At 70.7% G+C, this 23,432-nt stretch carries 25 protein-coding genes, 1 tRNA gene and 1 pseudogene; 18 read left to right on the top strand and 9 right to left on the bottom strand.

Annotation, left to right across the window (positions count from 1 at the left end):
- Positions 1-13 precede the first annotated feature (13 nt).
- From FQY83_RS09915 to FQY83_RS09885, 7 genes are all read left to right on the top strand, one after another.
- Positions 14-2,029 carry a translocation/assembly module TamB domain-containing protein gene (locus FQY83_RS09915; RefSeq protein WP_146387539.1) on the top strand — a complete coding sequence of 672 codons (2,016 nt, stop codon included), beginning with the start codon at positions 14-16 and terminating at the stop codon, positions 2,027-2,029.
- A 44-nt stretch (positions 2,030-2,073) separates the two neighbouring features.
- On the top strand, positions 2,074-2,685 hold the full coding sequence (locus tag FQY83_RS09910; protein ID WP_146387537.1) for a YdbL family probable chaperone protein: 612 nt from the start codon (positions 2,074-2,076) through the stop codon (positions 2,683-2,685).
- Between the two features lie 148 nt (positions 2,686-2,833).
- A complete protein-coding gene (gene rlmD / locus FQY83_RS09905; protein WP_146387535.1) occupies positions 2,834-4,180 on the top strand; it encodes a 23S rRNA (uracil(1939)-C(5))-methyltransferase RlmD in 1,347 nt (448 codons plus the stop codon).
- A 118-nt stretch (positions 4,181-4,298) separates the two neighbouring features.
- Positions 4,299-4,802, top strand: a complete 504-nt coding sequence (locus tag FQY83_RS09900) for a CYTH domain-containing protein (RefSeq protein WP_146387533.1) — start codon at positions 4,299-4,301, stop codon at positions 4,800-4,802.
- Positions 4,803-4,840: 38 nt separating this feature from the next.
- Positions 4,841-5,530: a DsbA family oxidoreductase gene (locus tag FQY83_RS09895; RefSeq protein ID WP_146387531.1), complete on the top strand. Its 690-nt coding sequence runs from the start codon at positions 4,841-4,843 to the stop codon at positions 5,528-5,530.
- Between the two features lie 88 nt (positions 5,531-5,618).
- Positions 5,619-6,626 (top strand): beta-N-acetylhexosaminidase, encoded by a 1,008-nt coding sequence (gene nagZ, locus FQY83_RS09890; RefSeq protein ID WP_146387529.1) that lies wholly within the window; start codon positions 5,619-5,621, stop codon positions 6,624-6,626.
- Positions 6,623-7,183, top strand: a complete 561-nt coding sequence (locus tag FQY83_RS09885) for a hypoxanthine-guanine phosphoribosyltransferase (protein ID WP_146387527.1) — start codon at positions 6,623-6,625, stop codon at positions 7,181-7,183. The genes nagZ and FQY83_RS09885 overlap by 4 nt, the downstream gene beginning before the upstream one ends.
- A gap of 58 nt (positions 7,184-7,241) precedes the next feature.
- On the opposite strand, the gene FQY83_RS09880 is transcribed toward FQY83_RS09885, so the two are convergent.
- The 3 genes from FQY83_RS09880 to wrbA all read right to left on the bottom strand — a co-directional run bounded on the left by FQY83_RS09880 (position 7,242) and on the right by wrbA (position 8,958).
- On the bottom strand, positions 7,242-7,730 hold the full coding sequence (locus tag FQY83_RS09880) for an asparaginase domain-containing protein (RefSeq protein WP_146387525.1): 489 nt from the start codon (positions 7,728-7,730) through the stop codon (positions 7,242-7,244).
- A gap of 293 nt (positions 7,731-8,023) precedes the next feature.
- The gene (locus tag FQY83_RS09875) at positions 8,024-8,368 is read right to left on the bottom strand and encodes a DUF2069 domain-containing protein (RefSeq protein WP_146387523.1); all 345 of its coding nucleotides are present in this window, start codon (positions 8,366-8,368) and stop codon (positions 8,024-8,026) included.
- On the bottom strand, positions 8,368-8,958 hold the full coding sequence (gene wrbA / locus FQY83_RS09870; protein WP_146388119.1) for an NAD(P)H:quinone oxidoreductase: 591 nt from the start codon (positions 8,956-8,958) through the stop codon (positions 8,368-8,370). The genes FQY83_RS09875 and wrbA overlap by 1 nt, the downstream gene beginning before the upstream one ends.
- 90 nt (positions 8,959-9,048) lie before the next feature.
- On the opposite strand from wrbA, the gene FQY83_RS09865 reads away from it, so the two are divergent.
- From FQY83_RS09865 to FQY83_RS09850, 4 genes are all read left to right on the top strand, one after another.
- On the top strand, positions 9,049-10,323 hold the full coding sequence (locus FQY83_RS09865; RefSeq protein ID WP_146387521.1) for a YihY family inner membrane protein: 1,275 nt from the start codon (positions 9,049-9,051) through the stop codon (positions 10,321-10,323).
- Positions 10,320-10,958, top strand: a complete 639-nt coding sequence (locus tag FQY83_RS09860; RefSeq protein WP_146387519.1) for a TlpA family protein disulfide reductase — start codon at positions 10,320-10,322, stop codon at positions 10,956-10,958. Before FQY83_RS09865 ends, FQY83_RS09860 begins: the two co-directional genes overlap by 4 nt.
- Positions 10,958-11,227, top strand: a complete 270-nt coding sequence (locus FQY83_RS09855; RefSeq protein ID WP_146387517.1) for an acylphosphatase — start codon at positions 10,958-10,960, stop codon at positions 11,225-11,227. The genes FQY83_RS09860 and FQY83_RS09855 overlap by 1 nt, the downstream gene beginning before the upstream one ends.
- 355 nt (positions 11,228-11,582) lie before the next feature.
- Entirely contained in the window at positions 11,583-12,191 is a 609-nt protein-coding gene (locus tag FQY83_RS09850; protein ID WP_146387515.1) for a D-alanyl-D-alanine carboxypeptidase family protein, read from the top strand.
- A 111-nt stretch (positions 12,192-12,302) separates the two neighbouring features.
- Here FQY83_RS09850 and ppk2 read toward each other — a convergent pair whose 3' ends face one another.
- From ppk2 to hemA, 6 genes are all read right to left on the bottom strand, one after another.
- Positions 12,303-13,079, bottom strand: a complete 777-nt coding sequence (gene ppk2 / locus FQY83_RS09845) for a polyphosphate kinase 2 (RefSeq protein ID WP_146387513.1) — start codon at positions 13,077-13,079, stop codon at positions 12,303-12,305.
- Positions 13,080-13,179: 100 nt separating this feature from the next.
- Positions 13,180-13,527, bottom strand: coding sequence for a helix-turn-helix domain-containing protein (locus FQY83_RS09840; protein WP_146387511.1), 348 nt, complete (start codon positions 13,525-13,527; stop codon positions 13,180-13,182).
- Positions 13,524-14,048: a molybdenum cofactor biosynthesis protein B gene (gene moaB / locus FQY83_RS09835; protein WP_146387509.1), complete on the bottom strand. Its 525-nt coding sequence runs from the start codon at positions 14,046-14,048 to the stop codon at positions 13,524-13,526. The genes FQY83_RS09840 and moaB overlap by 4 nt, the downstream gene beginning before the upstream one ends.
- A 106-nt stretch (positions 14,049-14,154) precedes the next feature.
- Positions 14,155-14,562, bottom strand: coding sequence for a GNAT family N-acetyltransferase (locus FQY83_RS09830; protein WP_337678304.1), 408 nt, complete (start codon positions 14,560-14,562; stop codon positions 14,155-14,157).
- Positions 14,563-14,618: 56 nt separating this feature from the next.
- Positions 14,619-15,704, bottom strand: coding sequence for a peptide chain release factor 1 (gene prfA / locus FQY83_RS09825; RefSeq protein ID WP_146387507.1), 1,086 nt, complete (start codon positions 15,702-15,704; stop codon positions 14,619-14,621).
- Positions 15,682-16,962, bottom strand: a complete 1,281-nt coding sequence (hemA, locus tag FQY83_RS09820; protein WP_146387505.1) for a glutamyl-tRNA reductase — start codon at positions 16,960-16,962, stop codon at positions 15,682-15,684. The genes prfA and hemA overlap by 23 nt, the downstream gene beginning before the upstream one ends.
- A 97-nt stretch (positions 16,963-17,059) precedes the next feature.
- Here hemA and FQY83_RS09815 point away from each other — a divergent pair, with 97 nt between their 5' ends.
- The 7 genes and pseudogenes from FQY83_RS09815 to pth all read left to right on the top strand — a co-directional run bounded on the left by FQY83_RS09815 (position 17,060) and on the right by pth (position 23,425).
- The gene (locus FQY83_RS09815; RefSeq protein WP_146387503.1) at positions 17,060-18,751 is read left to right on the top strand and encodes a tetratricopeptide repeat protein; all 1,692 of its coding nucleotides are present in this window, start codon (positions 17,060-17,062) and stop codon (positions 18,749-18,751) included.
- A pseudogene (lolB, locus tag FQY83_RS17780) lies at positions 18,748-19,368 on the top strand (lipoprotein insertase outer membrane protein LolB); the annotation flags it as partial. The gene FQY83_RS09815 and the pseudogene lolB, both read left to right, overlap by 4 nt.
- Positions 19,369-19,734: 366 nt before the next feature.
- On the top strand, positions 19,735-20,625 hold the full coding sequence (ispE, locus tag FQY83_RS09805) for a 4-(cytidine 5'-diphospho)-2-C-methyl-D-erythritol kinase (RefSeq protein ID WP_146387499.1): 891 nt from the start codon (positions 19,735-19,737) through the stop codon (positions 20,623-20,625).
- 84 nt (positions 20,626-20,709) lie between these two features.
- Positions 20,710-20,785, top strand: a tRNA-Gln gene (locus tag FQY83_RS09800).
- Between the two features lie 142 nt (positions 20,786-20,927).
- Positions 20,928-21,887 (top strand): ribose-phosphate diphosphokinase, encoded by a 960-nt coding sequence (locus FQY83_RS09795; protein WP_146387497.1) that lies wholly within the window; start codon positions 20,928-20,930, stop codon positions 21,885-21,887.
- A 168-nt stretch (positions 21,888-22,055) separates the two neighbouring features.
- A complete protein-coding gene (locus FQY83_RS09790; RefSeq protein WP_146387495.1) occupies positions 22,056-22,724 on the top strand; it encodes a 50S ribosomal protein L25/general stress protein Ctc in 669 nt (222 codons plus the stop codon).
- Between the two features lie 119 nt (positions 22,725-22,843).
- The gene (gene pth / locus FQY83_RS09785) at positions 22,844-23,425 is read left to right on the top strand and encodes an aminoacyl-tRNA hydrolase (RefSeq protein ID WP_146387493.1); all 582 of its coding nucleotides are present in this window, start codon (positions 22,844-22,846) and stop codon (positions 23,423-23,425) included.
- Positions 23,426-23,432 lie beyond the last annotated feature (7 nt).

Raw genomic sequence — 23,432 nt, 5'->3', positions numbered from 1 at the left:
ATATGCTCGCTCGATGCCTGGGCGCATCTTAACGCTGTTGCTGCTGGCGCTGGCCGCATGCCCGGCGCAGGCGCGGACGGCGAGCGCCGGCATCGCGCGGATCCAGGCCGCCGGGGTCGAACTGCGCGAGGTGAAGGTGCAGCTGCGGTGGCCCGCGGGGGCGGAGCAGGGGGAACTGCACGTCGCGGCGGCGCGCATCGATGCGGATGTCGCCGGGTACCGCTTCCGGAATGTCGACTGGCGCTGTCCCGTTTCGCGGCGCCCGCAGGGGGCGTGGCAGTGCGAAGGCCCGCTGCGCGCGGACGGCGCGCCGTCGATGCGGCTGGCGTTGGACCTGTCCGCCGCGACCACCGACGCGCTGCTGTCGAGCGGCGACGCAAGGGCATCGCTGCATCGCAATGCCGCTGCGCCCGATGCCACCGAACTCGAACTCACGCGGGTCCCGATCGCCTGGGCGCAGGCGTTGCTGGCCCGGGCATGGGAAGCCGGACGGATCACCGGCGGCCGCGCGAGCGGTCCGGTCGTCGTCGAAACGCCGGCGGGCCGTCCGCTGCGCGCGGATGTGCGGCTGGCGATCGACGCGCTGTCGCTGGAATCGACGGACGGCGCCGTCGCGATCGGCGATCTCGATGCGCAGGTGCACATCGACTTCCGCCAGCCCGCCCGGGCCGGCGCGCTGGCGGCGATCGACGGCAGCCTGCGCGGCGGCGAACTGCTGTATGGCAACACCTATGTCGCCCTGGGGGGAGCGCCCGTGTGGTTGCGCGTCGATGCGATGCAGCGCGCCGGCGGTGGCTGGGACGTGCCGCGCCTGGCGTGGGACGACGGCGATGTCCTCTCGATCGAAGGCGCCGGGGCGCTGGCGGGCGACGGCAGCGTGCAGGCGCTCGATGTCATCGCGCGCAGCCGCGATGCCGCACAGTTGCCCGATCGCTACCTGTCGGGCTGGCTCGGCCTGGCCGGCCTGTCGGGACTCGGCCTGGACGGGGCATTCGAAGTCGCGGCGCGTATCGACCGCGGCAACCTCTCCGCCGTCGACGCCAGGATCGATGCGCTGACGATCACCGATCCGCGCCAGCGTTTCCATATCGACCGGCTCGCCGGCACGCTGCGCCATGCGACCGGCGCGGCCGTCGACAGCGAACTGCGCTGGCAGGGCGGGGCCCTGTACGAACTTGCCTTCGGCCCGGTGCGGCTGCCGATGCGCAGCGAAGCCGGCAGCCTGCGCCTGCGCGAGGTGGCGGAGCTGTCGATGCTCGGCGGCACGGTCCGCCTCGACGGATTCAGCCTGCGCCCGCCCGATGCGGAGGGTGGCCTGCGCATCGGCTTCGGCCTCGAGCTCGATGCGCTCGACGTCGGCGCGCTCGCGCAGGCGCTGGGCTGGCCTGCGTTCCGCGGCACGCTCAGCGGACGCATCCCGAGTGCGCGCTATGCCGATGAACGGCTCGACTTCGACGGCGGGCTGTCGATGCAGGTGTTCGACGGCCGCGTCGACGTCGGCGCGCTGTCGATGGAGCGGCCGTTCGGCGTTGCGCCAACCCTGTCGGCGGACCTGGCGCTGCACGACCTCGACCTGCTCGGCTTCACCGAGGTGTTCGACTTCGGCAGCATCACCGGCCGCCTGCATGGCCGCGTCGACGGCCTGCGCCTGGTCGACTGGACCGCGACCGCGTTCGACGCCGAATTCCACACGCAGCCGCGCCCCGGCGTGCGCCAGCGCATCAGCCAGCGCGCGGTGCAGGACATCTCCAGCGTCGGCGACGCCTCGTTCGTGACCAGCCTGCAGGGCCGGCTGATCGGCCTGTTCGACGACTTCGGCTACCGTCGCATCGGCATCGCCTGCCGGCTGGAGAACGAGGTCTGCCGCATGTCGGGCCTGCATTCAGCGGGCGCCGGATTTACTATCGTCGAAGGCGCGGGCGTGCCGAAGCTGCAGGTGGTCGGGTTCAATCGCGACGTCGATTGGCCGACGCTGCTCGAACGCCTCGCCGCGGTGGCCGCCGGCGATATCGCGCCGGTGGTGGATTGACCGGACCGCCCGGGGGCGGCCATCAACGCAACGGGAGCCGTCACATGCGTCGCCTCGTGGGAATGCCGATCCTCTTCGCGCTGGCGCTGTGCGCCTGCGTCACCATCAACGTCTATTTCCCCGCCGCCGAGGCGCGCGAGGCCGCGCGCGAGTTCGTCGAGAAGGTGATCGGCGACGAGGCCCAGCCCTCGCAGCCGGCGCCGGAGGCCGCGCCACCGGGCGATGGCGGCATGGCCCTGCTGCAGCGGCTGCGGTTCGATCCGCTGGTGCTGCTGGGCATCGGCAGCGCGCATGCGCAATCGCAGCCCGACATCAGCATCCGCACCCCGGCCATCCAGGCGATCCAGTCGCGGATGGAATCGCGCTTCAATTCGACGCTGCGGCCGCATTTCGACTCCGGCGCGCTCGGCTTCGGTGGCGACGGCACGATCGTGGTGCGCGATGCCTCGAAGCTGGCGATCAAGGACCGGGTGGCGGTGAACGCTGCGGTTGCCGACGACAATCGCGACCGCAAGGCGGTGTATCGCGAGATCGCTGTGGCCAATGGTCATCCGGAGTGGGAGTCGCAGATCCGCGACGTGTTCGCGAAGCAGTGGGTCGCCAGTGCGCGCAGTGGGTGGTGGTATCAGCAGGGCGGGGCCTGGAAGCAGAAGTGACGGTCGTTGTGGCGCATGCCGCGGCAGGCGTTTTCGGTTCCTGTGGAGTGGGCAACCGTCGACGCCGGACGGAACGTTCCCACTCCGGCCGCATGGAACCGCAACCAGTTCTGCGACAATGCAGCCCCCGCACGCAGCCTGACGCCACGTGGCCCGCATCGATCAGACCCCGTTCCCCGCCGACATCCTCGACCTGAGCCACGACGGCCGCGGCGTCGCCCGTCGCGCTGCGGGACATCCGAACGCCGGCAAGACCATCTTTGTGGCGGGTGCGCTGCCGGGCGAGCGGGTGATGGCGAAGCAGACCGCGCGCTCGCGCCATTTCGACGAGGCCGATACCGTCGAAGTGCTGCAGGCCTCGCCCGACCGCGTCGAGCCGCGCTGCGCGCATTTCGGCGTGTGCGGCGGCTGCGCGCTGCAGCACCTGGAGGAATCGAAGCAGATCCTCGCCAAGCAGCGGGTGCTGCTGGAGAACTTCGAGCGGATCGGCCACGTCACGCCGGAGGCGGTGCTGACGCCGCTGACCGGCGGCGCCTGGCACTACCGGCGCAAGGGGCGGTTCTCGGTGCGGCGCGTGGAGAAGAAGGACAAGACCCTGGTCGGCTTCCGCGAGCGCGATCCGCGCTTCGTCGCCGACCTGCACGAGTGCCATACCGTGGTGCCGGCGGTCGGTGCGATGATCCCGGCGCTGTCGGCGCTGGTCGACGGACTGCAGGCGCGGCGCGGGATTCCCCAGATCGAATTCATCGTCGGCGATCCGACGCCCGACTTCGACGGCGTCGCGCTGGTGTTCCGCCACCTGGAGCCGCTGGGCGAGGCGGATGTCGCGGCGCTGCTCGCGTTTGCCGAACAGCACCGCGTCGCCATGTTCCTGCAGCCCGGTGGCATCGATTCGGTGCATCCGCTGTGGCCGGCGCAGCCGTCGCTGGCGTTCCGCCTCGAACCGTGGGACGTCACGCTTGCGTTCCGGCCGCTCGATTTCATCCAGGTCAACGCGCCGCTCAACGAGGCGATGATCGCGCACGCGCTCGGGCTGCTCGACGTGCAGTCGACGGATCGCGTGCTGGACCTGTTCTGCGGCCTGGGCAACTTCACCCTGCCGCTGGCGCGGCTCGCCGCGGAAGTGGTGGGGGTGGAGGGCGAGGCGGGGTTGGTGGCGCGCGCAAGGGAGAACGCCGCGCTGAACGGGCTCGGCAACGCCACCTTCCATGCCGCCGACCTCACCCGGGACCAGCGCGGCACCGCGTGGATGCGCCAGGGCTTCGACAGGCTGCTGCTCGACCCGCCGCGCTCGGGCGCGATCGACGTGCTGCGCCAGCTGCCGCTGGAGCGCTTCGGCCGCATCGTCTACGTCAGCTGCCACCCGGCCTCGCTCGCGCGCGACGCCGGCCACCTCGTCAACGAACGCGGCTGGACGCTGCGCAGCGCGGGCGTGATGGACATGTTCCCGCAGACGGCGCACGTGGAGTCGATTGCGGTGTTCGAGAAGCGGTGATTGGTGATTCGTGATTGGTGATTCGTAAGAGCACAATGTTGTCATCCCGACCCCGGATCAAGTCCGGGGTCGGGATGACAGCGGTATGCTCCGCCGAATCACGAATCACGAATCACCCATGCCCCTCGAAATCGAACGCAAGTTCCTGGTCACCGGCGATGGCTGGCGCGCCGCCGCGCACGCCGTGCTGCCGATGGCGCAGGGCTACATCAACGACCTCGGCGCGATGGACCGCGGCGAGCAGAAGGCCTCGGTGCGCGTGCGCATCCAGGGCGACGCCGCGTTCCTCAATCTCAAGTCGCGCGAACTCGGGCATACGCGGCAGGAGTTCGACTATCCGATCCCGGTCGACGACGCCCGCGCGCTGCTGGCGCTGTGCATGGGTGGCGTGATCGACAAGCGCCGGCACCTTGTCCGGCATGCGGGGCACCTGTGGGAAGTTGACGAGTTCGGCGGCGACAACACCGGGCTGGTGGTGGCCGAGATCGAACTGGCGCATGCCGACGAGGCCTTCGAGCGTCCCGGCTGGCTGGGCCGGGAAGTCACCGACCAGGCGCGCTACTACAACCTGGCGCTGGCCTCGCGGCCGTACGTGGGCTGGAACGCTGAAGAGCGCGGCTGAGGCTTGGCGGCTGCGGCACCGGCGCCCATGATCGGTCCATGAGAATCGACATCTGGTCCGACGTCGTCTGCCCCTGGTGCTGGATCGGCAAGCGCCGCCTGCAGCGCGGCCTCGAACTGCTGGGCGACGACGCGCCCGAGGTCGAGGTCCACTGGCATCCGTTCCTGCTCGATCCCGACGCCGGACCCGAGCCGGTCCCCCTGCGCGAGGCCTACGCCGCGAAGTTCGGCGGCACCGAACGCACCGAGCAGATCCTCGCCAGCACCCAGGCCACCGCGCGCGCCGAGGGCCTGCCGTTCGACTTCGACCGCGGCCAGGTCCGCGTGACCACGCTGCCCGCGCACCGCCTGCTTTGGCTGGCGGCACGCGAGGGCGACGCCGGTGCAGTCGGCGAGGCGCTGTTCCATGCGCATTTCGCGGAAGGCCGCAACCTTGCCGACCCGGAAGTGCTGGTCGCCGCCGGCCGCGCCGGGAGGTTGCCGGAAGCGCGCGTCCGCGCCCTGCTCGACGGCACGGAAGGCGAGGCCGAGGTCCGCGCCCATGTCGCGCAGGCGCAGGCCATGGGCATCCGCTCGGTGCCGACCTTCGTCATCGACGGCCGCCTCGCGGTCCAGGGCGCGCAGCCGCCGGAACTGTTCGCGCAGGCGCTGCGGCAGGCCGGAGGCGACGCGCCCGGCGGGGCGCCGTCGCCGGACGCGGCCTGCGGCCCGGACGGCTGCCGGGTCTGAACCGGGGCGCACGCCGTTCGCGCCCGCCCGGCGGCCATCTGCGACAATGCCGCCCGTGCGCAGCCGCGCACGCGAAGGAGACCCGCGGATGCTCGTGATCGGCGTTGCCGGCATGGAACTCACTGCGCGCGAGCGCGACTGGCTCAAGCACGACGCCTGCGCGGGCGTGATCCTGTTCAAGCGCAACTTCACGTCGAGGGCGCAGGTGATCGAACTGTGCGCCGCGATCCGCGAGGCCGCGCCGCGTCCGCTGCTGATCTGCGTCGACCAGGAAGGCGGCCGCGTGCAGCGCTTCCGCGACGGCTACAGCGAGCTGCCGGCGCTGGAAGGCTTCGACCGGCTGTACGCCCAGGACCCGGCGGCGGCGCTGAAGCTCGCCGAGGAACACGCCTGGCTGATGGCCAGCGAGATCCGCGCCAGCGGCGTCGACCTGAGCTTCGCGCCGGTGGTGGACGTGGGCCACGGCAACCTCGCCATCGGCGACCGATCGTTCTCCGAAGACCCGCGGGTCGTCGCCGAGTTCACCCGCGCCTACGTGCGCGGCATGCATTCGGTCGGCATGGCCGCCACGCTCAAGCATTTCCCCGGCCACGGCACGGTGCGCGAGGACACCCACTTCGACAACGCGGTCGACAACCGTCCGCTCGACGAGATCCGCGCGCACGACCTGGTGCCCTTCGTCGCCGGCATCGACGCCGGCGCCGACGCGGTGATGCTGGCGCACGTGGTCTATCCGCAGGTCGCGCCGGAGCCGGCGGGCTACTCGCCGGTGTGGATCAACGACATCCTGCGTAAGGAGATGGGTTTCCGCGGCGTGGTGTTCTCCGACGACATCGGCATGGCCGCGGCGTTCTCCGCCGGCGGCATCCGCGCGCGCGTCGACGCGCACCTGGACGCCGGCTGCGACGTGGTGCTGGTGTGCCATCCCGAACTGGCGGAGGAATCGCTGGCCGCGGTGCAGCATCGCAAGCTCAACACGATGGCGCTGGTGGGCCTGATCGGACGCGGCGGGCTGGGCTGGGACGGCCTGCTCGCCGACGCGCGCTACGGCGGCGCGCAGGCGCAGCTCGGCGCGCAGCTGGGGCAGACCGCATGAACGTGCCCAGGCTGTCCGAAGTACTCGACACGGCCGAACTGATCTTCGACCGCGACGCGCTCGACGACGCGATCGAAGAGATGGCCGATGCGATCGCCGTCGACTACGCCGACGACGAGACGCCGCCGCTGTTCATCACCGTGATGCACGGCGGCCTGCCGTTCGCCGCCGGACTCGCCTTCGCCCTCGGCGAGCGCGGGCTCGACCTCGAGTTCGACTACCTGCACGCCACCCGCTACCGCGGCAACACCACGGGTTCGGGCCTGGCCTGGCTGCACCGCCCGGCGACCCCGATGCGCGGCCGCCGCGTGCTGCTGGCCGACGACATCCTCGACGAGGGCCACACGCTCAAGGCGGTGAAGTACTGGTGCGAGGACCAGGGCGCGGTCGACGTGCGCGTGGCGGTGCTGGCGACCAAGGCCCACGACCGCTGCGTGGATGGCATCTGCGCCGACTACGTGGGCGTGGAAGTGCCGGATCGCTATGTGTTCGGGTTCGGGATGGACTTCCACGAGCAGGGGAGGAACCTGCCGGGGATCTACGCGCTGGGGGATTGATCCCGTGCCGCGGGACGGCGGTTGCGCCCTCAGGCGCGGCCGCCATCCGGTCGCGACCTCAGCCCGCGGCCTCGAACCGGTTCGCGTCGACGTTCTTGCGCACCTTGGCCGGATCCCAGATGCGGCCGTTCATGGCGATGTAGACGCCGGCCGGCAGCGACTGCACGGCGCCGACGGCAGTGCCGATGTTGAACTCGGCGTCCGAGCCGCGGAAGCGCGCCGGGCTCAGCGCGCCGGTCAGCACGATGGTCTTGCCCTCGATCGTGGACAGCACCTTGGCCGTCTCCACCATCGAATCGGTGCCGTGGGTCACCAGCACGTGCCGCGCCGGCTGCGCGGCGATGGTCGCGCGCACCAGTTCGCGGTCGGCGTCGCCCAGGTGCAGCGAGTCCTTGCGCAGGATCGGGATCACGCTGAAGCGGAACGCCACGCCCAGTTCCTCGAGCATGCGCCCGATCTGCGGGTCGCCGATCTGGTAGTCGGACTTGTCGTCGAAGTAGATCTTGTCGATCGTGCCGCCGGTGGTGACGATCAGCAGTTCTTCCATTTCAGTACTCCTGCCGGCGCGTGGTCGCGCCGAGCGTGGTGTTCGTGGCTTCGGTCCGGGAAATTCCGCTCTGGTCGCTTGCACCCGGTGTCGACGGACGCACATTCTTTCCCGTCATCCCGGCGAAAGCCGGGATCCATCTTGATTTTCCTACAGTCTGCTTCCAGAAGGGCCGCAACATCAAAATGGATCCCGGCTTTCGCCGGGACGACGGGATTCAAGCTGCAAGGGATTGGCACGAGACTGCGCTTGCAGTCCTTTCCGCCCCGCCGGCATCGGCGGCTGCGACCCGCTCACCGCTTCCTGCCGAACCGCGCGCGCAGCCCGTCCCAGCTCGAGGCGAACACCGCCAGCACCGACAGCGCGATCGCGGCGAGTGCGAACAGCCGTTCACCGGGCTCCGACCACGCGATCATCACCGCGTGGCAGAACAGGAAAAGCCCCAGCACGCCGGCCCAGAACGCCGCCTTCGCGCTGCCGGCGAGGGTGCCGGCGAGCAGCAGCACCAGCGGCAGCACGAACACCAGCATCGCCGCGACGACGTGCCGGTCGCCGAGGAACCACGCCACGTAGAGTGCGACCTGGGCGAGCAGCACCGCCGACAGCGGCAGGTGCGGGCGGCGCGCTCCCCGCGCCATCAGGCGAGCTTCCCGGCCAGCGCGGCGATGCGGCGTCCGAGCGCGCGCGCCAGCGTGGCTTCCTCGTCGCTGGGCTGCGGATCGTCGGACGGCCCGGCCACGTGGCTGGCGCCGTAGGGCGTGCCGCCGCTGCGGGTGCTGTTGAGCAGCGGCTCGGTGAAGGGAATGCCCGCGATCACGCAGCCGTGGTGCAGCAGCGGCAGCAGCATCGACAGCAGGGTCGATTCCTGTCCGCCGTGCAGGGTCGCGGTCGAGGTGAACACGGCCGCCGGCTTGCCGACCAGGGTGCCGCTGGCCCAGTCGGCGCCGAGTCCGTCGATGAAGTACTTCAGCGGCGCGGCCATGTTGCCGAAGCGGGTGGGGCTGCCGAGCACCAGGCCCGCGCACTCGCGCAGGTCCGCCGGCTCGACGTAGGGCGCGCCGGTTTCGGGGACGGGCGGGGCGGCGGTTTCGGTGACCGGCGCCACCGGCGGCACCGTACGCAGCCGCGCCGCCATGCCCGGCACCTCGCCGATGCCGCGCGCGATCTGCCGCGCCAGCTGCGCGACCGAGCCGTTGCGGCTGTAGTACAGCACCAGGATGTCGGGCATGCGCGCCTCCACGGGATCGGCTGCCATTCTGACAGGCTTGGGCGGATCGCTCACCGGCCCCGCGTGGCCGGCTTTGCTACGCTTGCCCCCGTGCAGCCGCTGTCGACGTTCAACCTGTGGATGGAGCGCGTGCGCGATCGCGAGCGCACGGGCACGTTCGCCCGCTTCCTGGCCAGGCGCTTCCTCGACGACCGCCTGTTCCAGGCCGCGGCGGCGCTGGCCTACACCACGATCTTCGCCCTGGTGCCGCTGGCGATCGTGGTGTTCGGCGTGCTGTCGGCGTTCCCGGTGTTCGGTGAATGGCGCGAGCAGCTGACCGAGTACATCTTCTCGAACTTCGTGCCGAGCGCGGCCAGCACGGTCAAGGAAACCCTGCTGCGGCTGGTCGGCAGCGCCACCACGCTCACCGTGGCTGGCGCGGTCGGCCTGATCGTGTCGTTGCTGATCACGCTCAACAGCGTCGAGGGCACGTTCAACCAGATCTGGCGGGTGCCGTCGTCGCGGCCGCAGCTGGGCCGGTTCCTGGTGTACTGGACGGTGCTGACGCTGGGCGCGCTGCTGGCGGCGGCCTCGTTGGCGATGTCGGCATGGGTGTTCGCGCTGCCGGTGTTCAGCACCAGCGAGGGCAAGCTGCTGTCCGGGTTCGCGCTGCGCGTCGCGCCGGTACTGATCGAACTGCTGGTGATCACCGCGCTCTACCGGGTGGTGCCGCACCGCTCGGTGGCGCTGCGCCACGCCTTCGCCGGCGCGCTGCTGGCGACCTTCCTGCTCGAACTGATCAAGTGGGTGCTGGGTCTCTACCTCGGCACCTTCCATACCTACCAGCGGCTGTACGGCGCGCTGGCGGCGCTGCCGATCCTGATGCTGTGGATCTACCTGTGCTGGATCGCGGTCCTGCTCGGCGCCTCGTTCGCGTCGGCGATCTCGGCGTTCCGCTACCAGCCCGCGGCCATGCGCCTGCCGGAAGGTTACGAAATGTACGGCCTGCTGCGCCTGCTGGGCCGCTTCGCCGAAGCGCGGCGCGAGGGCCGCGGCCTGCATACCGAGCAGATGCTGGAGCTCGAGCCGATGCTGACCGACAGCCAGCTCAAGCAGTTCCTGGCGCAGCTGGCCGACATCCCGCTGGTGCAGCGCTCGGAAAGCGGCGAATGGCTGCTGGCGCGCGACCTCGACACGCTGACGCTGGCCGATCTCTACGAAGCGTGCCGGCTGCGCATCCCGGTGTCGGAAACCTGGCTGCCGTGCCGCGACGACGCGCTCGGCGCCGCCGCGATCGCCGCGCTCGACGACCTCCGGCTGCCGCTGCGCGACCTGCTCAAGCGCAATGTCGCCCATCTCTACCCGCACACAGGTGAAACCGCATGAGATCCCCCGCGTTCGCAGTCCTCGTCCTCGCCCTGCTGCTGGCCGCGTGCCAGCCTTCGGCCGACCAGCCGTCCGACGCCGCGCCCGACGCCGGCGCCGATGCGCCCGCGCAGGCGGACCCGGACGCCGCGGCGCCCGATGCCGCAACGCAGGACGCCGAAGACGCGCCGCGACCGGACCATCCTGCCCTGCAGGTGGCGACCATCGACGGCGGCCAGTACGACCTCGCCGAACACCGCGGCCAGTGGGTGGTGGTGAATTTCTGGGCGACATGGTGCTCGCCCTGCCTGAAGGAGATGCCTGAACTGTCGGCGCTGCACACGATGCGCGAGCACATCACGGTGGTGGGGCTGGCCTACGAGGAGATCGACGTGCCGGCGATGCAGTCGTTCCTGACCGAACACCCGGTGGCGTATCCGATCGCGATCATCGACGTCTACGAACCGCCGGCGGACTTCGAGACGCCGCGCGGCCTGCCGATGACCTACCTGATCGCGCCGGACGGCAAGGTCGCGCGCCAGTTCCTGGGGCCGGTCACGGCGAAGGAGATCGAGGCCGCGATCGCGAGCAACGGCGGCCCGCAGCTGGAGGCGCTGCCGGAAGCGGAAGCGGAAGCGACGCCGGCGAAGGCCTGATGGCAGCCGGGCGCTTCCTCGTCAGCGGTCGCGTGCAGGGCGTGTGCTTCCGCGCTGGCACGCGCGACCAGGCGCTCCGCCTGCACCTGCGCGGATACGCGAGGAACCTGGCCGACGGCAGCGTCGAAGTGCTGGCCGTGGGCGACGCGCACGCGATCGAGGCGCTCGCGCAGTGGCTCGGGGACGGGCCGCCGCTGGCGCAGGTGGCGGCGGTGTCCAGGCTTCCTGTCGCCGACGACGAGGCAGGCGAGGGGTTCGGAATCCTCTGATTCCGGTCCGCCTGTTCGTGGGAGCGGCTTCAGCCGCGACCGCTTTTTACGGCGCATCGAACATCCGGTCGCGGCTGAAGCCGCTCCTGTAATCGGGGCCAGTTCGATCCGGCATCCCCGATGTCGCCGTTTGATCGCGAAGGCGGATGCCATGACCGACTCCGGCGGATTCCGTCGTTTGCGCTATTGCGGGACAGGGACCAGGCAGGCTGCGATCGACGGCCGGCGGGGACACGCGCGGGGGCGGGGATTCCCGTCAGTTGATTGCTGCGGTCCCGTTCCCGGTCTTGGTGGCGATCGTGCGTGCCCGGCACACGCTGGCTGGCGGCAGGCCGCCATCTCCCGGGAGACGACGATGCAGATCGACGAAATGATCATGGCGGTGCAGAAGGCCGTTGGCGTGGAAGTGGACGGCAAGGCAGGCCCGCAGACCTGGGGCGCGATCTATGCGGCCCTGGTGAAGGAGACGATCGCGCGCAAGCCGCCGGTCGAGGCGATCGAGCGCGTCGACGACAGGAGTGAACGCACCATCGCCACGCTGCTGCCGGAAGTGCGTCCGTTCGCGCGCGCCCTGGTGCAGAAGGCGGCCGCCAACGGGATCCAGATCAAGGTCATCAGCGGCCACCGGACCTACGAGGAGCAGGACGCGCTGTACGCGCAGGGGCGCAGCAAGCCCGGCCAACGCGTCACGAATGCCAGGGGTGGATACTCGAACCACAACTTCGGGATCGCCTTCGACGTCGGCGTGTTTTCCGGCAGCAAGTACCTGGGCGAATCGCCCAAGTATCGCGGCGTGGGCGTGCTGGGCGCGGACATGGGGCTGGAATGGGGCGGCAACTGGACCTCGCTCGTGGACCAGCCGCATTTCCAGCTGCGCCCGTCCTGGGCGCAGGGGATGAAGGAGAAGGACATGCTCGCCGAGTTTCGCCGCCGGGTGGCGGCGGGCATCCCGGCGTATGCCTGAGCCAGGGCATTTTCGGCGCGGGTGCATACATCTTCGTCATTCCCGCCTTCGCGGGAATGACGGAATGAAGGCGTCCGGGTCGGAAATCGCTCCAGGATCGCAGCAGCAGTCTCAGGCCCCGTACGGCTTCAGCGGCTTCAGCGCGCCGTAGCGTTCCTTCAGCGGCTTGCCGGGCAGCGGCGGCAGGTCGATGTCCGGCGGCGGGACGTGGGTATCGGGCAGGCGGTCGAGCAGGTCGCGGATCAGGGTCAGGCGGCCGCGGCGCTGGTCGTTGAAGTCCACCAGCGTCCACGGCGCGTGCTTCGTGTGCGTGGCCTGGAGCATCGTCTCGCGCGCGCGGGTGTAGTCGCCATAGCGCTGGCGCGCCTCGACGTCGACCGGCGAGAGCTTCCAGCGCTTGAGCGGGTCGTGCAGGCGCTCGGCGAAGCGTTCCTCCTGCTGCGCCTGGTCGCAGCCCAGCCAGTACTTGAACAGCAGCAGGCCGTCGTCGACCAACTGCTTCTCGAACACCGGCGCCTGCTTCAGGAAGGCCTTCACCTGCGCGTCGCTGGCGAAGCCCATCACCTTCTCCACGCCGGCGCGGTTGTACCAGCTGCGGTCGAACAGCACGATCTCGCCGGCCGCGGGCAGGTGCGGCACGTAGCGCTGGAAATACCACTGCGTGCTCTCGCGTTCGCTCGGCTTGGGCAGCGCCACCACGTGGCAGTGGCGCGGGTTGAGCTGGTCGGAGATGGCGCCGATCACGCCGCCCTTGCCGGCGGTGTCGCGGCCCTCGAGGATCACCAGCAGGCGCTTGCCGGTGTGCTGCAGCCAGCGCGACATCGCCACCAGTTCGACCTGCAGCGGTTCCAGTGCGGCTTCGTAGTCCTTGCGCTTGAGCGGTTTCATCCGGTGCTCCATTGCTCCCTGTCATTTCGACCGAAGGGAGAAATCTCCTGGCCGGCGTGCGGGAAAGAGATTTCTCCCTTCGGTCGAAATGACAGGGTTTTCATTTCGCCTTCGTCACCTTCGCCGCCTTCATCCCGGCCATGCTGCGCGCGACTTCCAGCAGCGCGCCCTGCTGGCGGGTGTTGAGCGCGCGGTAGGCGGCGAGCAGGTCGTGCTCGCCCTTGGTGCGGGCGGGGTCGAAGGTGCTGGCGAGCTCGGCCAACAGGGCGCCGGCCGGCACGCCGAAGGCCTTGGCCAGGGCGTCGAGCTGGTCCTTGCCGGGCAGCTTCTCGCCGCGCATCCAGGCCGACACGGTGGCCGCGCCCGCGCGCGGGATGGCGGTGGCGAGGTCGGCGACGCTCAGGCCACGCGCCTTCGCCAGCAGGCGCAGGGTCTGGTCGATGCTCATGACGGTTCCTTCAGCCGCGGCCGGAGCGTGGCGAGGTTGCAGGGGCGCGTGCGTGCGTCGAGCTGGGCGCGCACGATCTTCTCCCACGCGGTGCGGCAGGCCGAGGTCGAGCCGGGCAGGGCGAACAGGAAGGTGCCGTTGGCCAGGCCCGCGAACGCGCGCGACTGCAGTGAGGAGGTGCCGATCTCTTCGAACGAGATCGCGCGGAACAGTTCGCCGAAACCGGGCATCTCCTTGTCGAGCAGCGGCAGCAGGGCTTCGGGCGTGGAGTCGCGGCCGGTGAAGCCGGTGCCGCCGGTGACGAGGATGCCGTCGACATCGGCGTCGGCGATCCATTTCGAGACCAGGGCGCGCATGGCGTAGCGGTCGTCGGGCAGCAGCGCGCGCTCGTTCAGGCGATGGCCCTCGGCTTCGAGCGAGGCGACGAGGTAGTCGCCGGAACCGTCTTCGGCGAGCGTGCGTGAGTCGGAGACGGTCAGCACGCACAGGCTCAGGGGGATCTTGTCGTCGGAGGCGCTCATGGTGCCTAGCGTACTCCAGCGCATGCCCCGTAGGAGCGCCTTCAGGCGCGATGCCCTTGCGCGGATTCCTGCATCGTGACGAAAAGCATCGCGCCTGAAGGCGCTCCTACGGGAGTGCGTGACGGTCCAGCCGCAGCGAATACCACTGCGTGTCGTCCTCCTGCCAGCCGGCGGCGCGATAGGTGGCGCGCGCAGCGGCGTTGTCGCGGGCGGTCTCCAGCGAGATGGCGGCGGCGCCGTCTTCGCGTGCGAAGCCTGCGGCGGCATCGAGCAGGGCGCGGGCGACGCCGCTCCGGCGCGCGGCCGGATCCACGAACAGGTCGTTGAGGATCCAGGTGCGCGCGGTGCGGACCGAGGAATACATCGGGTACAGCTGGACGAAGCCGACCATGTCACCGCCGCGCCTGGCGACCAGCACCGTCGATTCGCCGAAGCGCAGGCGGCTGCGCAGCCATTCGCGGGCGCGCGGCACATCCGGAGACTGTCCGTAGAACTGGCGGTAGGCGTCGAACAGGGCGGCCAGCGGCTCGATGTCCGCGGGTGCGGCGCGGCTGATGATGGTGTCCAGGGTCAGCCCTCGTGGGTGAGACGCGACAGTTCGTCGGCCTGGTGCTCGCGCGAAAGGCGATCGACCAGGGCGTCGAGGCTGCCTTCGAGCACGTTCGGCAGGTCGTAGAGGGTGAGGCCCTCGACGCGGTGGTCGGTGATCCGGCCCTGCGGATAGTTGTAGGTGCGGATGCGCTGGCTGCGGTCGCCGCTGCCGACCTGCAGCTTGCGCGTGGCGGCGGTGGCTGCGGCGCGGCGTTCTGCCTCGGCTTCGGCCAGCATTGCGCGCAGGCGCTTCATCGCCTTGTCGCGGTTGGCGTGCTGCGAGCGTTCGGTCTGCGATTCGACCACGACGCCGGAGGGCAGATGGGTGATGCGGATCGCCGAGTCGGTCTTGTTGACGTGCTGGCCGCCGGCGCCGGAGGAGCGGAAGGTGTCGACCTTCAGGTCGGCCGGGTTGATTTCGATCGGCTCGCCATCCTCCTCGACCGGGATGATCGCCACCGTCGCGGCCGAGGTGTGGATGCGGCCCTGCGATTCGGTCTCGGGCACGCGCTGCACGCGGTGGGTGCCGGATTCGAACTTGAGCCGCGCATACGCGCCTTCGCCCTCGACGCGGGCGATGACTTCCCTGAAGCCGCCGTGCTCGCCGGAACTGGCCGATTCGACTTCGACCCGCCAGCCCTGGCGCTCGGCGTAGCGCGAATACATGCGCAGCAGGTCGCCGGCGAAGATCGCGGCCTCGTCGCCGCCGGTGCCGGCGCGGATTTCCAGATACAGGCCGCCATCGTCGCGTGCGTCGCGCGGCACCAGCAGCGCCATCAGGGTGTCGTCGAGTTCGGCCAGGCGCGCCTGCGCGGCGACGATTTCCTCGTCGGCGAGATCGCGCAGTTCGGCGTCCCCGCGCATCGCCTCGGCGGCGGCGAGGTCCTCGCGCGCGCGGCGTTCGTCGGCGAGCGCGGCGGCCAGCGGCTCGAGCTGCGCGAATTCGCGCGAGAGCGCGCGGAAGCGCGACTGGTCGCCGGCGACGCCGGGATCGGCGAGCAGGCATTCGAGTTCGTCGCGGCGTTCGGCCAGCGCCTCCAGCTTACGGCGCAGGGTCGGCAGCATCGTCGTCGTCGTGCGCGGCAGGGGGCAGCAACTCGTCGAACGAGCGCAGGAAATCGAGGTTGCCGCGCGCGACCGCCTCGCGCATGGCCGCGGTCGGCGCGTGCAGCAGGCGGTTGGTCAGCGTGTACGCGAGCTGTTCGAGCACGGCGGCGGGATCCTGCCCGGTCGCGAGCTGTTGCCGCGCGCGCGCCAGCAGTTCGGCGCGGGTCGCCTCGCCGTGCGCGCGCAGGCGCTTGAGCGGCTGGTTGCGCGATCCGAACGCCTGCGCCTCGGCGTAGCGCGCGACCTGGAGGTCGACGATGGCCTCGGCGTCGTTGGCCGCCTCGCGGCGGCCGCGGCGGTTGTGTTCGACCACACGGTCGAGGTCGTCGACGGTGTAGACGAAGGCGTCGTCCAGCTCCGCGACGTCGGCGGCGATGTCGCGAGGCACCGCGAGGTCCATCAGCAGCATCGGCCGGCGCTTGCGCAGCGACAGCGCGTGCGCGATTTGCGTCCGCGACAGGATCGGCGCCTGGCTGGCGGTGGCGGAGAACACGATGTCGGCCAGGAACAGGTGGCGCTCCAGTTCGTCCAGCGGCAGCGCGACGGCGCCGTGGCGTGCGGCCAGCTCCTGTGCGTGCTGGTAGGTGCGGTTGGCGACCAGCAGGCGCTTCACCTTTGCCTGCACGAGGTGGCGCGCGGTCAGTTCGATGGTCTCGCCGGCGCCGATCAGCAGTACCACCGAATCGGCCGGCCGCGCGAACGATTCCTGCGCCAGCCGTACCGCCAGCGAGGCCACCGACACCGGGCTGGAGCCGATGCGGGTCTCGCTGCGCGCGCGCTTGGCGGTGACGAAGGCGTGCTGGAACAGCCGGTCGAGTTCGCCGCCGAGCGTGCCGGCCCCGCGCGCCGTCGCCCAGGCCTGCTTCACCTGGCCGAGGATCTGCGGTTCGCCCAGCACCAGCGAATCGAGCCCGCTGGCGACGCGGAACAGATGCCGCGCCGCGTCGTCGCCGGCGTGGCGGTACAGGTAGGCGTGGAGATCGCCGTCGTCGCCGGGGTGCGTGGCCAGCCAGTCGGCCAGCGCCCGCCCGTCGCCATCGGCCAGCGCATACAGCTCGGTCCGGTTGCAGGTCGACAGCAGCGCCACCTCGCGCACGCCGGGCAGCGCGCGCAACTCCGCCAGCGCGGCGGGCACCGCGCTGTCGCCGAAGGCCACGCGCTCGCGCAGCGCGACCGGCGCGGTCTGGTGGTTGATGCCGAGGGCGTGCAGGGTCATGTGCTTGGCTGGCGGGCCGGCGCGGCGTTGCCGTTCAGGCGCTTGCGATAAGCTTTCGGGTCGAGAGGACTCCTATTTTAAGGCCCGGCCGACGTCGATGCCCGTTTTTCCGAACCCCGTCCGCCGGATCGCCCTGTTTGGCCTGTTGCTGCTGGCGATGCCGCTGGCCTCGACCGCCGCGCCCGCGACCGCCCGGGACCCGCTGCGCGACGACGTGCTCGGCGCGAGCATGGCCGGCGAATACGCCCTGCAGGCCGGCCGCCTGGACGAGGCCGCCGGCTGGTACCTCGATGCCGCGCGCGCCGCCGGCGACGACGATGCCGGGCTGGCCGAACGTGCGACCCGGATCGCCCTGCTGGGCAAGGACGACCGCACCGCCGCCCGGGCCCTCGCGCTCTGGCGCCAGCGCGCCCCGGCGTCGCTGCCGATGCGCGCGGCCGAGGCCACGCTGGCGCTGCGCGACGGCAGGGAGCGGGCGGCGGCCCGGCAGCTCAGGTCGATGATGCTCGACCCGGACCCCGCCGGCTGGCGCCATGCGCTGTCGGTGATCGCCACCGGTCCGCGCAAGCCGGAGACCTCGGCGAAGATGATGCGCCGGCTGTTCGACGACGGCGCGGTACCGGACGCGCTGCCTGCCTGGCTGGCCTTCGGCGATCTCGCGCAGCGGCTGGATCAGGAAGAGCTCACCCGGCGGGTGATCGCGCGCATCGTCGAGCGTTTCCCCGGCGAACCGCGCGTGGCCCTGCTGCGCGCCTCGCAGCTGCGCGAGGCGGGCGACCTCGACGGCGCGCGCGCCGCCCTGGCCGAAGTGGGCGAGGCGGCGACCATCGTGTCCGAACTGCGCCTGGCGCTGGCGGCCGAATACGACGCGCTCGGCGATACCGCGGCCGCCGAGCAGGTGCTGGCGAAGGGGCCGCAGGACGGCCGCATCTACGCCCTGCGCGCGTCCCTGCTGGCGCGCGCCGAGGACAAGGAATCGCTGGGCAGGCTCTACGACGAACTGCGCCGTGATGCCGGCAACCCCAATCCCGCCCAGCGCCTGCTGCTGGGCCAGACCGCCGAGTTCCTCGATCGTCATGCCGAAGCGCTGGAGTGGTACGACAGCGTGCCCGGCGGCGAGGCGCGCCTGCAGGCGCGGCTGCGCACGAGCAACGTGCTGCACGAACTCGGGCGCGGCGACGAAGCCTTCGCCGCGCTGCGCCGGCTGCAGGCCGACGGCAGCATCGACGAGGACGCGCGCCGCGCCGCCTACCTGCTCGAAGGCGAACTGCGCGCGAAGGACAAGGACTTCGACGCCGAGAACGAGGCCTACGCCCGCGGCCTGGCCGACTGGCCGGACGAACCCTCGCTGCTGTATGCGCGCGCCCTGATGTGGGAGCGCCGCGACGACATCCCGCGCGCCGAGGCCGACCTGCGCACGATCCTGGTCGCCGACCCGGAGAACGTCGCCGCGCTCAACGCGCTCGGCTACACGCTCGCCGACCGCACCGAGCGCTACGAGGAGGCGCTGGCGCTGATCGACCGCGCCCGCGTCGCCGAGCCCGGGAATGCAGCGATCATCGACAGCTACGGCTGGGTGCTGTACCGCCTCGGCCGCAACGAAGAGGCCCTGGTCGAACTGCGCCGCGCCTACACCCTGCAGAAGGACGCCGAGATCGCCGCGCACGTGGCCGAGGTGCTGTGGATGCTTGGCCGCAGGGACGAGGCGCGCAAATACTTCGACGATGCGCGCCGGCTGGATCCGGAGAACCGCTCGCTGCAGCGGGCGCTGGAGAAGACCGGCGCATGAACCGCATCCGCTTCCTCGCGACGGCCGCGATCGCCGCCGTCCTGCTGTCGGCCTGCGCCTCGCGGCCGACGCGCGCGCCGGCGCCGGTCGACCGTGAACAGGCGCAGCGCGCGGACGCGCAGCGCGCCGCGGTGTCGGACTGGCGCCTGTCGGGCCGCGTCGCGATCTCCAACGGACGCCAGGGCGGCAGCGGCCGCCTCGACTGGACGCAGCGCGGCGGCCGCTACGACATCTCGCTCGCCGCGCCGGTGACCCGGCAGAGCTGGCGGCTGAGCGGCGACGCGGCCTCGGCGCGGCTGGAGGGCATCGAGGGCGGCCCGCGCGAAAGCGGCGACGTCGAGGACCTGCTGCGCGCCTCGACCGGCTGGGACATCCCCGTGCGCGCGCTGGTCGACTGGGTCCGCGGCGTCGCCGCGCCGGTCGACGCCCACGGCCCGGCGCGCGTGGCGCACGGTGCGGGCGACCTGCCGACCCGCATCGAGCAGGCGGGCTGGGAGATCGAGTACCGGGACTGGTACGAGGCCGGCATCGGCCAGCCGGCGCTGCCGAAGCGGATCGAGGCGCGCCGCGACGAAGCGCGCGTGCGGCTCGTCGTCGACGGCTGGACCGTGGTCCCGGGCGCGGCATCGCCGCAGGCGCAGGCCGAACAGGCGCCCGACACGCTGCTGGCGCAGACGCTGGACAGCCTGCGCCTGGACGATCCCGCCGCCGACATGCGCGCGCATGTCGAGGCCGGCGACCTGCGCCCGGTCGCCGTCTGCGGCTTCGCCTGCCTCGCGCCCGGCTACGGCCCGGGCGGCGCGGCGGTGGTGCGCGGCGCGGAGATGCGCATCATCGACGGCAGCGGCGACGTGATCGTCGGCGACCGGCACCACGAGCTGAAGCGGCAGGCCGAGGCCTATGCCCGCGCCTACAACGCCGCGCTCGCCGCCTGGCGCGCCGCGCATTCCGACGCTGCCGGCGCCACGCCCGCGGACTGAGCCATGGCCGTCGATCCCGCGCCCGCCGACGGCTGGTCGTCCTGGCCGGCCCCGGCCAAGCTGAACCTGTTCCTGCGCATCCCGCGCCGCCGGCCCGACGGCTATCACGAGCTGCAGACCGTGTTCCGGATGCTGGACTGGGGCGACACCGTCCGCCTGCGGTCGCGCGACGACGGCATCGTCCGCCGGGTGGGCGCATCGGTGGCGGGGGTCGCGGAGGCCGACGACCTGCTGGTGCGCGCGGCCGGATTGCTGCAATCGGAAGCCAATTCCCGCCAAGGTGCCGACATTTCCGTCGAAAAACGCATCCCGGCCGGCGCCGGCTTCGGCGGTGGTTCCTCGAACGCGGCCACCGTGCTGCGCGCGCTGGACCGGCTCTGGGGGCTCAACCTCGGCGTCGACCGGCTGGCCGCGCTGGGCCTGCGGCTGGGCGCCGACGTGCCGGTCTTCGTCCGCGGCGAGAACGCCTGGGCCGAAGGCGTGGGCGAGGTGCTGACCCCGGTCGCGCTGCCGCCGGCCTGGTACGTGCTGGTCGATCCGGGCGTGCACGCGGCCACCGCGGCCCTGTTCCAAGCCCCTGAATTGACGCGAAATGCCGCACCCGCGACAATATCGGACTTCGTTTCGGGAGCTGGGCTCGGCAATGCGTTCGAGCCGGTGCTGCGCCGCCGCGAACCCGCCGTCGAGGCGGCGTTCGCCGCGCTGGCGCGGATCGGCACGCCGCGGTTGACCGGGTCGGGCAGCGGCTGCTTCGTCGAATTCGCCACGCGCGAATCCGCCGAGGCCGCGCTGGCGGCGTTGCCGTCCTCGCTCAAGGCCTGGGTGGCCGCGGGTGCGGCGCGTTCGCCCTTGCTGGAGGCGCTCGAAGGAAATGCCGTAATTGGTGATTCGTGATGGGTGATTCGTGGAAGCGCAAAGGCCTTGTGCCGTTGCTTTTTCCAATCACGAATCACCCATCACGAATCACGGCCCCACAACAGGGGCGTCGCCAAGCGGTTAAGGCACCGGGTTTTGATCCCGGCATGCGCAGGTTCGAATCCTGCCGCCCCTGCCAGAAGAGCGGTGATTGGTGATTCGTGATGGGTGATTCGTAAAAGCAGAAATACAGGCGTCGTTGCTTTTTTCCAATCACGAAATCACCAATGACCAATCACCATTCCATCCCGCACGGTCAGAGCGAAGCGGAGTAGCAAGACATGAAAGAAGATCGGAACCTGTTGATCTTCTCGGGCAATGCGAACAGGCCGCTGGCGCAGGCGGTGTGTCGCGAGCTCGGGGTCCGGCAGGGCAAGGCGCTGGTCTCGACGTTCTCGGACGGCGAGGTGCAGGTCGAAATCGAGGAGAACGTGCGGCGGCAGGACGTGTTCGTCATCCAGCCGACCAACGCGCCCACGGCCGAGCACCTGATGGAGCTGCTGGCGCTGATCGACGCGCTCAAGCGCGCCTCGGCGGCCTCGGTGACGGCGGTGGTGCCGTACTTCGGCTACGCGCGGCAGGACCGGCGGATGCGTTCGTCGCGGGTGCCGATCACGGCCAAGCTGGCGGCGCGGATGTTCACCGCCGCCGGCGCCGACGGGCTGCTGACAGTCGACCTGCACGCCGACCAGATCCAGGGCTTCTTCGACATTCCGGTCGACAACGTGTACGCCTCGCCGCTGCTGCTCGCCGACATCTGGCGCGCGCACGGCACCGACAACCTGATCGTGGTCTCGCCCGACGTCGGCGGCGTCGTGCGCGCCAGGGCCATCGCCAAGCGCCTCGACGACGCGGACCTCGCGATCATCGACAAGCGCCGGCCGAAGGCCAACGTCGCCACGGTGATGAACATCATCGGCGACGTGGAAGGCAAGACCTGCGTGCTGGTCGACGACATCGTCGACACCGCAGGAACGCTGTGCGCGGCGGCGGGGGCCCTCAAGGCCAACGGCGCCAACAAGGTCGTCGCCTACTGCACCCACCCGGTGCTGTCGGGCGCGGCCATCGACAACATCACCCGTTCGACGCTCGACGAACTGGTGGTCACCGACACCATCCCGCTGTCGGAGAACGCCAGGGCCTGCGGCAGGATCCGCCAGCTCAGCGTCGCCGAGATGCTGGCCGAGACGATCCGCCGGGTCGCGTTCGGGGAGTCGGTCAGTTCGCTGTATCTGGATTAGGGCAGGGATTGGGGACCAGGGATTAGGAATTTGGAAAGGCGGTTTTGCTCTGCCCAATCCCTAATCCCCAGTCCCCAATCCCCGCATTTCCAACGGCTCTTCTGGTCGCGGAAGAGTCACCAAAACCGCCGCGAGGCGGATCATCGCAACGAAAGAGAGTGAAACAACATGGCAACGACGCACGAAATCAAGGTCGAACGCCGCGAGGACGAAGGGAAGGGTGCGAGCCGCCGCCTTCGCCACGCGGGCAAGATCCCGGCCATCGTCTACGGTGGCGATCTCAACCCGGTCAACATCCAGCTCGACCACGAGCCGGTGTGGCTGGCCAGCCAGAACGAGTGGTTCTACTCGTCGATCCTGGACCTGAGCCTGGGCGGCGACGTCCAGAAGGTCCTGCTGCGCGACATGCAGCGCCACCCGTACAAGCAGCTGATCATGCACCTGGACTTCCAGCGCGTGAACGAGAACGAGACGCTGCGCACCGCGGTGCCGCTGCACTTCCTCAACGAGGACAAGTCGCCGGCCGGCAAGTCCTCCGAGGTGGTCGTCATGCACGAGCTGACCGAAGTCACCATCGAGTGCCTGCCCGGGAACCTGCCCGAGCACATCGCGGTCGACCTGGCCGAGCTGTCGGTCGGTGACATCGTCCACCTGTCCGACCTCAAGCTGCCCGAGGGCGTCGAGATCCCCGAGCTCAAGCTCGGCAAGGAGCACGACGTTGCGGTCGTGGTCGCCAAGCATGGCCGCGTGGATACCGGCGAAGCCGAGGGCGACGAGGCCGAAGGCGAGGGCGCCGAAGTGCCGGCCAGCAAGGTCTCCAAGGACGACGAAAAGTGACCTTCGCCTGAGGCGAAGGTCATTCCGAGCCACAGGCGAGGGATCTCCTCCGGTTCGCGGTAGCGCTTCACCGCGCCCCCGCCCCCGGAGGCCCCTCCCTGCGGCCCGGCAACGTCCCGATGGAAGGATTGCGTCTCATCGTCGGCCTGGGCAACCCGGGCCGGGAACACGAGCGGACCCGGCACAACGCCGGGTTCCGTTTTGTCGACGCGCTCGCAGACAAGGCGGGCGCCCGCTTCGGCATCGAAAGCAAGCTGTTCGGCGAAACCGCGAAGATCGACTTCGCAGGCCGCCCGCTGTGGCTGCTCAAGCCGGCGACGTTCATGAACCTCAGCGGCAAGTCGGTCGCCGCGGCGCTGCGCTACTGGAAGATCGAGCCGGAGCAGGCGCTGCTCGCGCACGACGAGCTGGACCTGCCGCCCGGCGCGGCGCGGCTGAAGTTCGACGGCGGCCACGGCGGCCAGAACGGCCTGCGCGACACGATGAAGCTGCTCGGCCACGGCAGGTTCCACCGCCTGCGCATCGGCATCGGCCATCCCGGGCACAAGGACCGCGTGACCTCGTGGGTGCTGGGGCGTCCGGGCAACGACGACGACATCCTGATCAACCGCGCCATCGACGACGCGCTGGACGTGCTGCCGCTGGCGGTGAAGGGTGACTTCAACGAGGCGATGAAGCGGCTGCATACGGGAAAGCCGTAATTCGTGA

This window comes from Luteimonas marina, from assembly GCF_007859325.1.
Classification (GTDB): Bacteria; Pseudomonadota; Gammaproteobacteria; order Xanthomonadales; family Xanthomonadaceae; genus Luteimonas; species Luteimonas marina.
Note: the sequence above shows the minus strand (reverse complement) of the source record. Positions and strands in the feature narration are given on the sequence as shown.

Excerpts from the sequence above, each read along its gene's own strand:
- FQY83_RS09915 (WP_146387539.1), top strand. The coding sequence starts at position 14 with ATGCCTGGGCGCATCTTAACGCTGTTGCTGCTGGCGCTGGCCGCATGC.
- FQY83_RS09910 (WP_146387537.1), top strand. The coding sequence starts at position 2,074 with ATGCGTCGCCTCGTGGGAATGCCGATCCTCTTCGCGCTGGCGCTGTGC.
- FQY83_RS09900 (WP_146387533.1), top strand. The coding sequence starts at position 4,299 with ATGCCCCTCGAAATCGAACGCAAGTTCCTGGTCACCGGCGATGGCTGG.
- FQY83_RS09895 (WP_146387531.1), top strand. The coding sequence starts at position 4,841 with ATGAGAATCGACATCTGGTCCGACGTCGTCTGCCCCTGGTGCTGGATC.
- nagZ (WP_146387529.1), top strand. The coding sequence starts at position 5,619 with ATGCTCGTGATCGGCGTTGCCGGCATGGAACTCACTGCGCGCGAGCGC.
- FQY83_RS09885 (WP_146387527.1), top strand. The coding sequence starts at position 6,623 with ATGAACGTGCCCAGGCTGTCCGAAGTACTCGACACGGCCGAACTGATC.
- FQY83_RS09880 (WP_146387525.1), bottom strand. The coding sequence starts at position 7,730 with ATGGAAGAACTGCTGATCGTCACCACCGGCGGCACGATCGACAAGATC.
- FQY83_RS09875 (WP_146387523.1), bottom strand. The coding sequence starts at position 8,368 with ATGGCGCGGGGAGCGCGCCGCCCGCACCTGCCGCTGTCGGCGGTGCTG.
- wrbA (WP_146388119.1), bottom strand. The coding sequence starts at position 8,958 with ATGCCCGACATCCTGGTGCTGTACTACAGCCGCAACGGCTCGGTCGCG.
- FQY83_RS09860 (WP_146387519.1), top strand. The coding sequence starts at position 10,320 with ATGAGATCCCCCGCGTTCGCAGTCCTCGTCCTCGCCCTGCTGCTGGCC.
- FQY83_RS09855 (WP_146387517.1), top strand. The coding sequence starts at position 10,958 with ATGGCAGCCGGGCGCTTCCTCGTCAGCGGTCGCGTGCAGGGCGTGTGC.
- FQY83_RS09850 (WP_146387515.1), top strand. The coding sequence starts at position 11,583 with ATGCAGATCGACGAAATGATCATGGCGGTGCAGAAGGCCGTTGGCGTG.
- ppk2 (WP_146387513.1), bottom strand. The coding sequence starts at position 13,079 with ATGAAACCGCTCAAGCGCAAGGACTACGAAGCCGCACTGGAACCGCTG.
- FQY83_RS09840 (WP_146387511.1), bottom strand. The coding sequence starts at position 13,527 with ATGAGCATCGACCAGACCCTGCGCCTGCTGGCGAAGGCGCGTGGCCTG.
- moaB (WP_146387509.1), bottom strand. The coding sequence starts at position 14,048 with ATGAGCGCCTCCGACGACAAGATCCCCCTGAGCCTGTGCGTGCTGACC.
- prfA (WP_146387507.1), bottom strand. The coding sequence starts at position 15,704 with ATGCTGCCGACCCTGCGCCGTAAGCTGGAGGCGCTGGCCGAACGCCGC.
- hemA (WP_146387505.1), bottom strand. The coding sequence starts at position 16,962 with ATGACCCTGCACGCCCTCGGCATCAACCACCAGACCGCGCCGGTCGCG.
- FQY83_RS09815 (WP_146387503.1), top strand. The coding sequence starts at position 17,060 with ATGCCCGTTTTTCCGAACCCCGTCCGCCGGATCGCCCTGTTTGGCCTG.
- ispE (WP_146387499.1), top strand. The coding sequence starts at position 19,735 with ATGGCCGTCGATCCCGCGCCCGCCGACGGCTGGTCGTCCTGGCCGGCC.
- FQY83_RS09795 (WP_146387497.1), top strand. The coding sequence starts at position 20,928 with ATGAAAGAAGATCGGAACCTGTTGATCTTCTCGGGCAATGCGAACAGG.
- FQY83_RS09790 (WP_146387495.1), top strand. The coding sequence starts at position 22,056 with ATGGCAACGACGCACGAAATCAAGGTCGAACGCCGCGAGGACGAAGGG.
- pth (WP_146387493.1), top strand. The coding sequence starts at position 22,844 with ATGGAAGGATTGCGTCTCATCGTCGGCCTGGGCAACCCGGGCCGGGAA.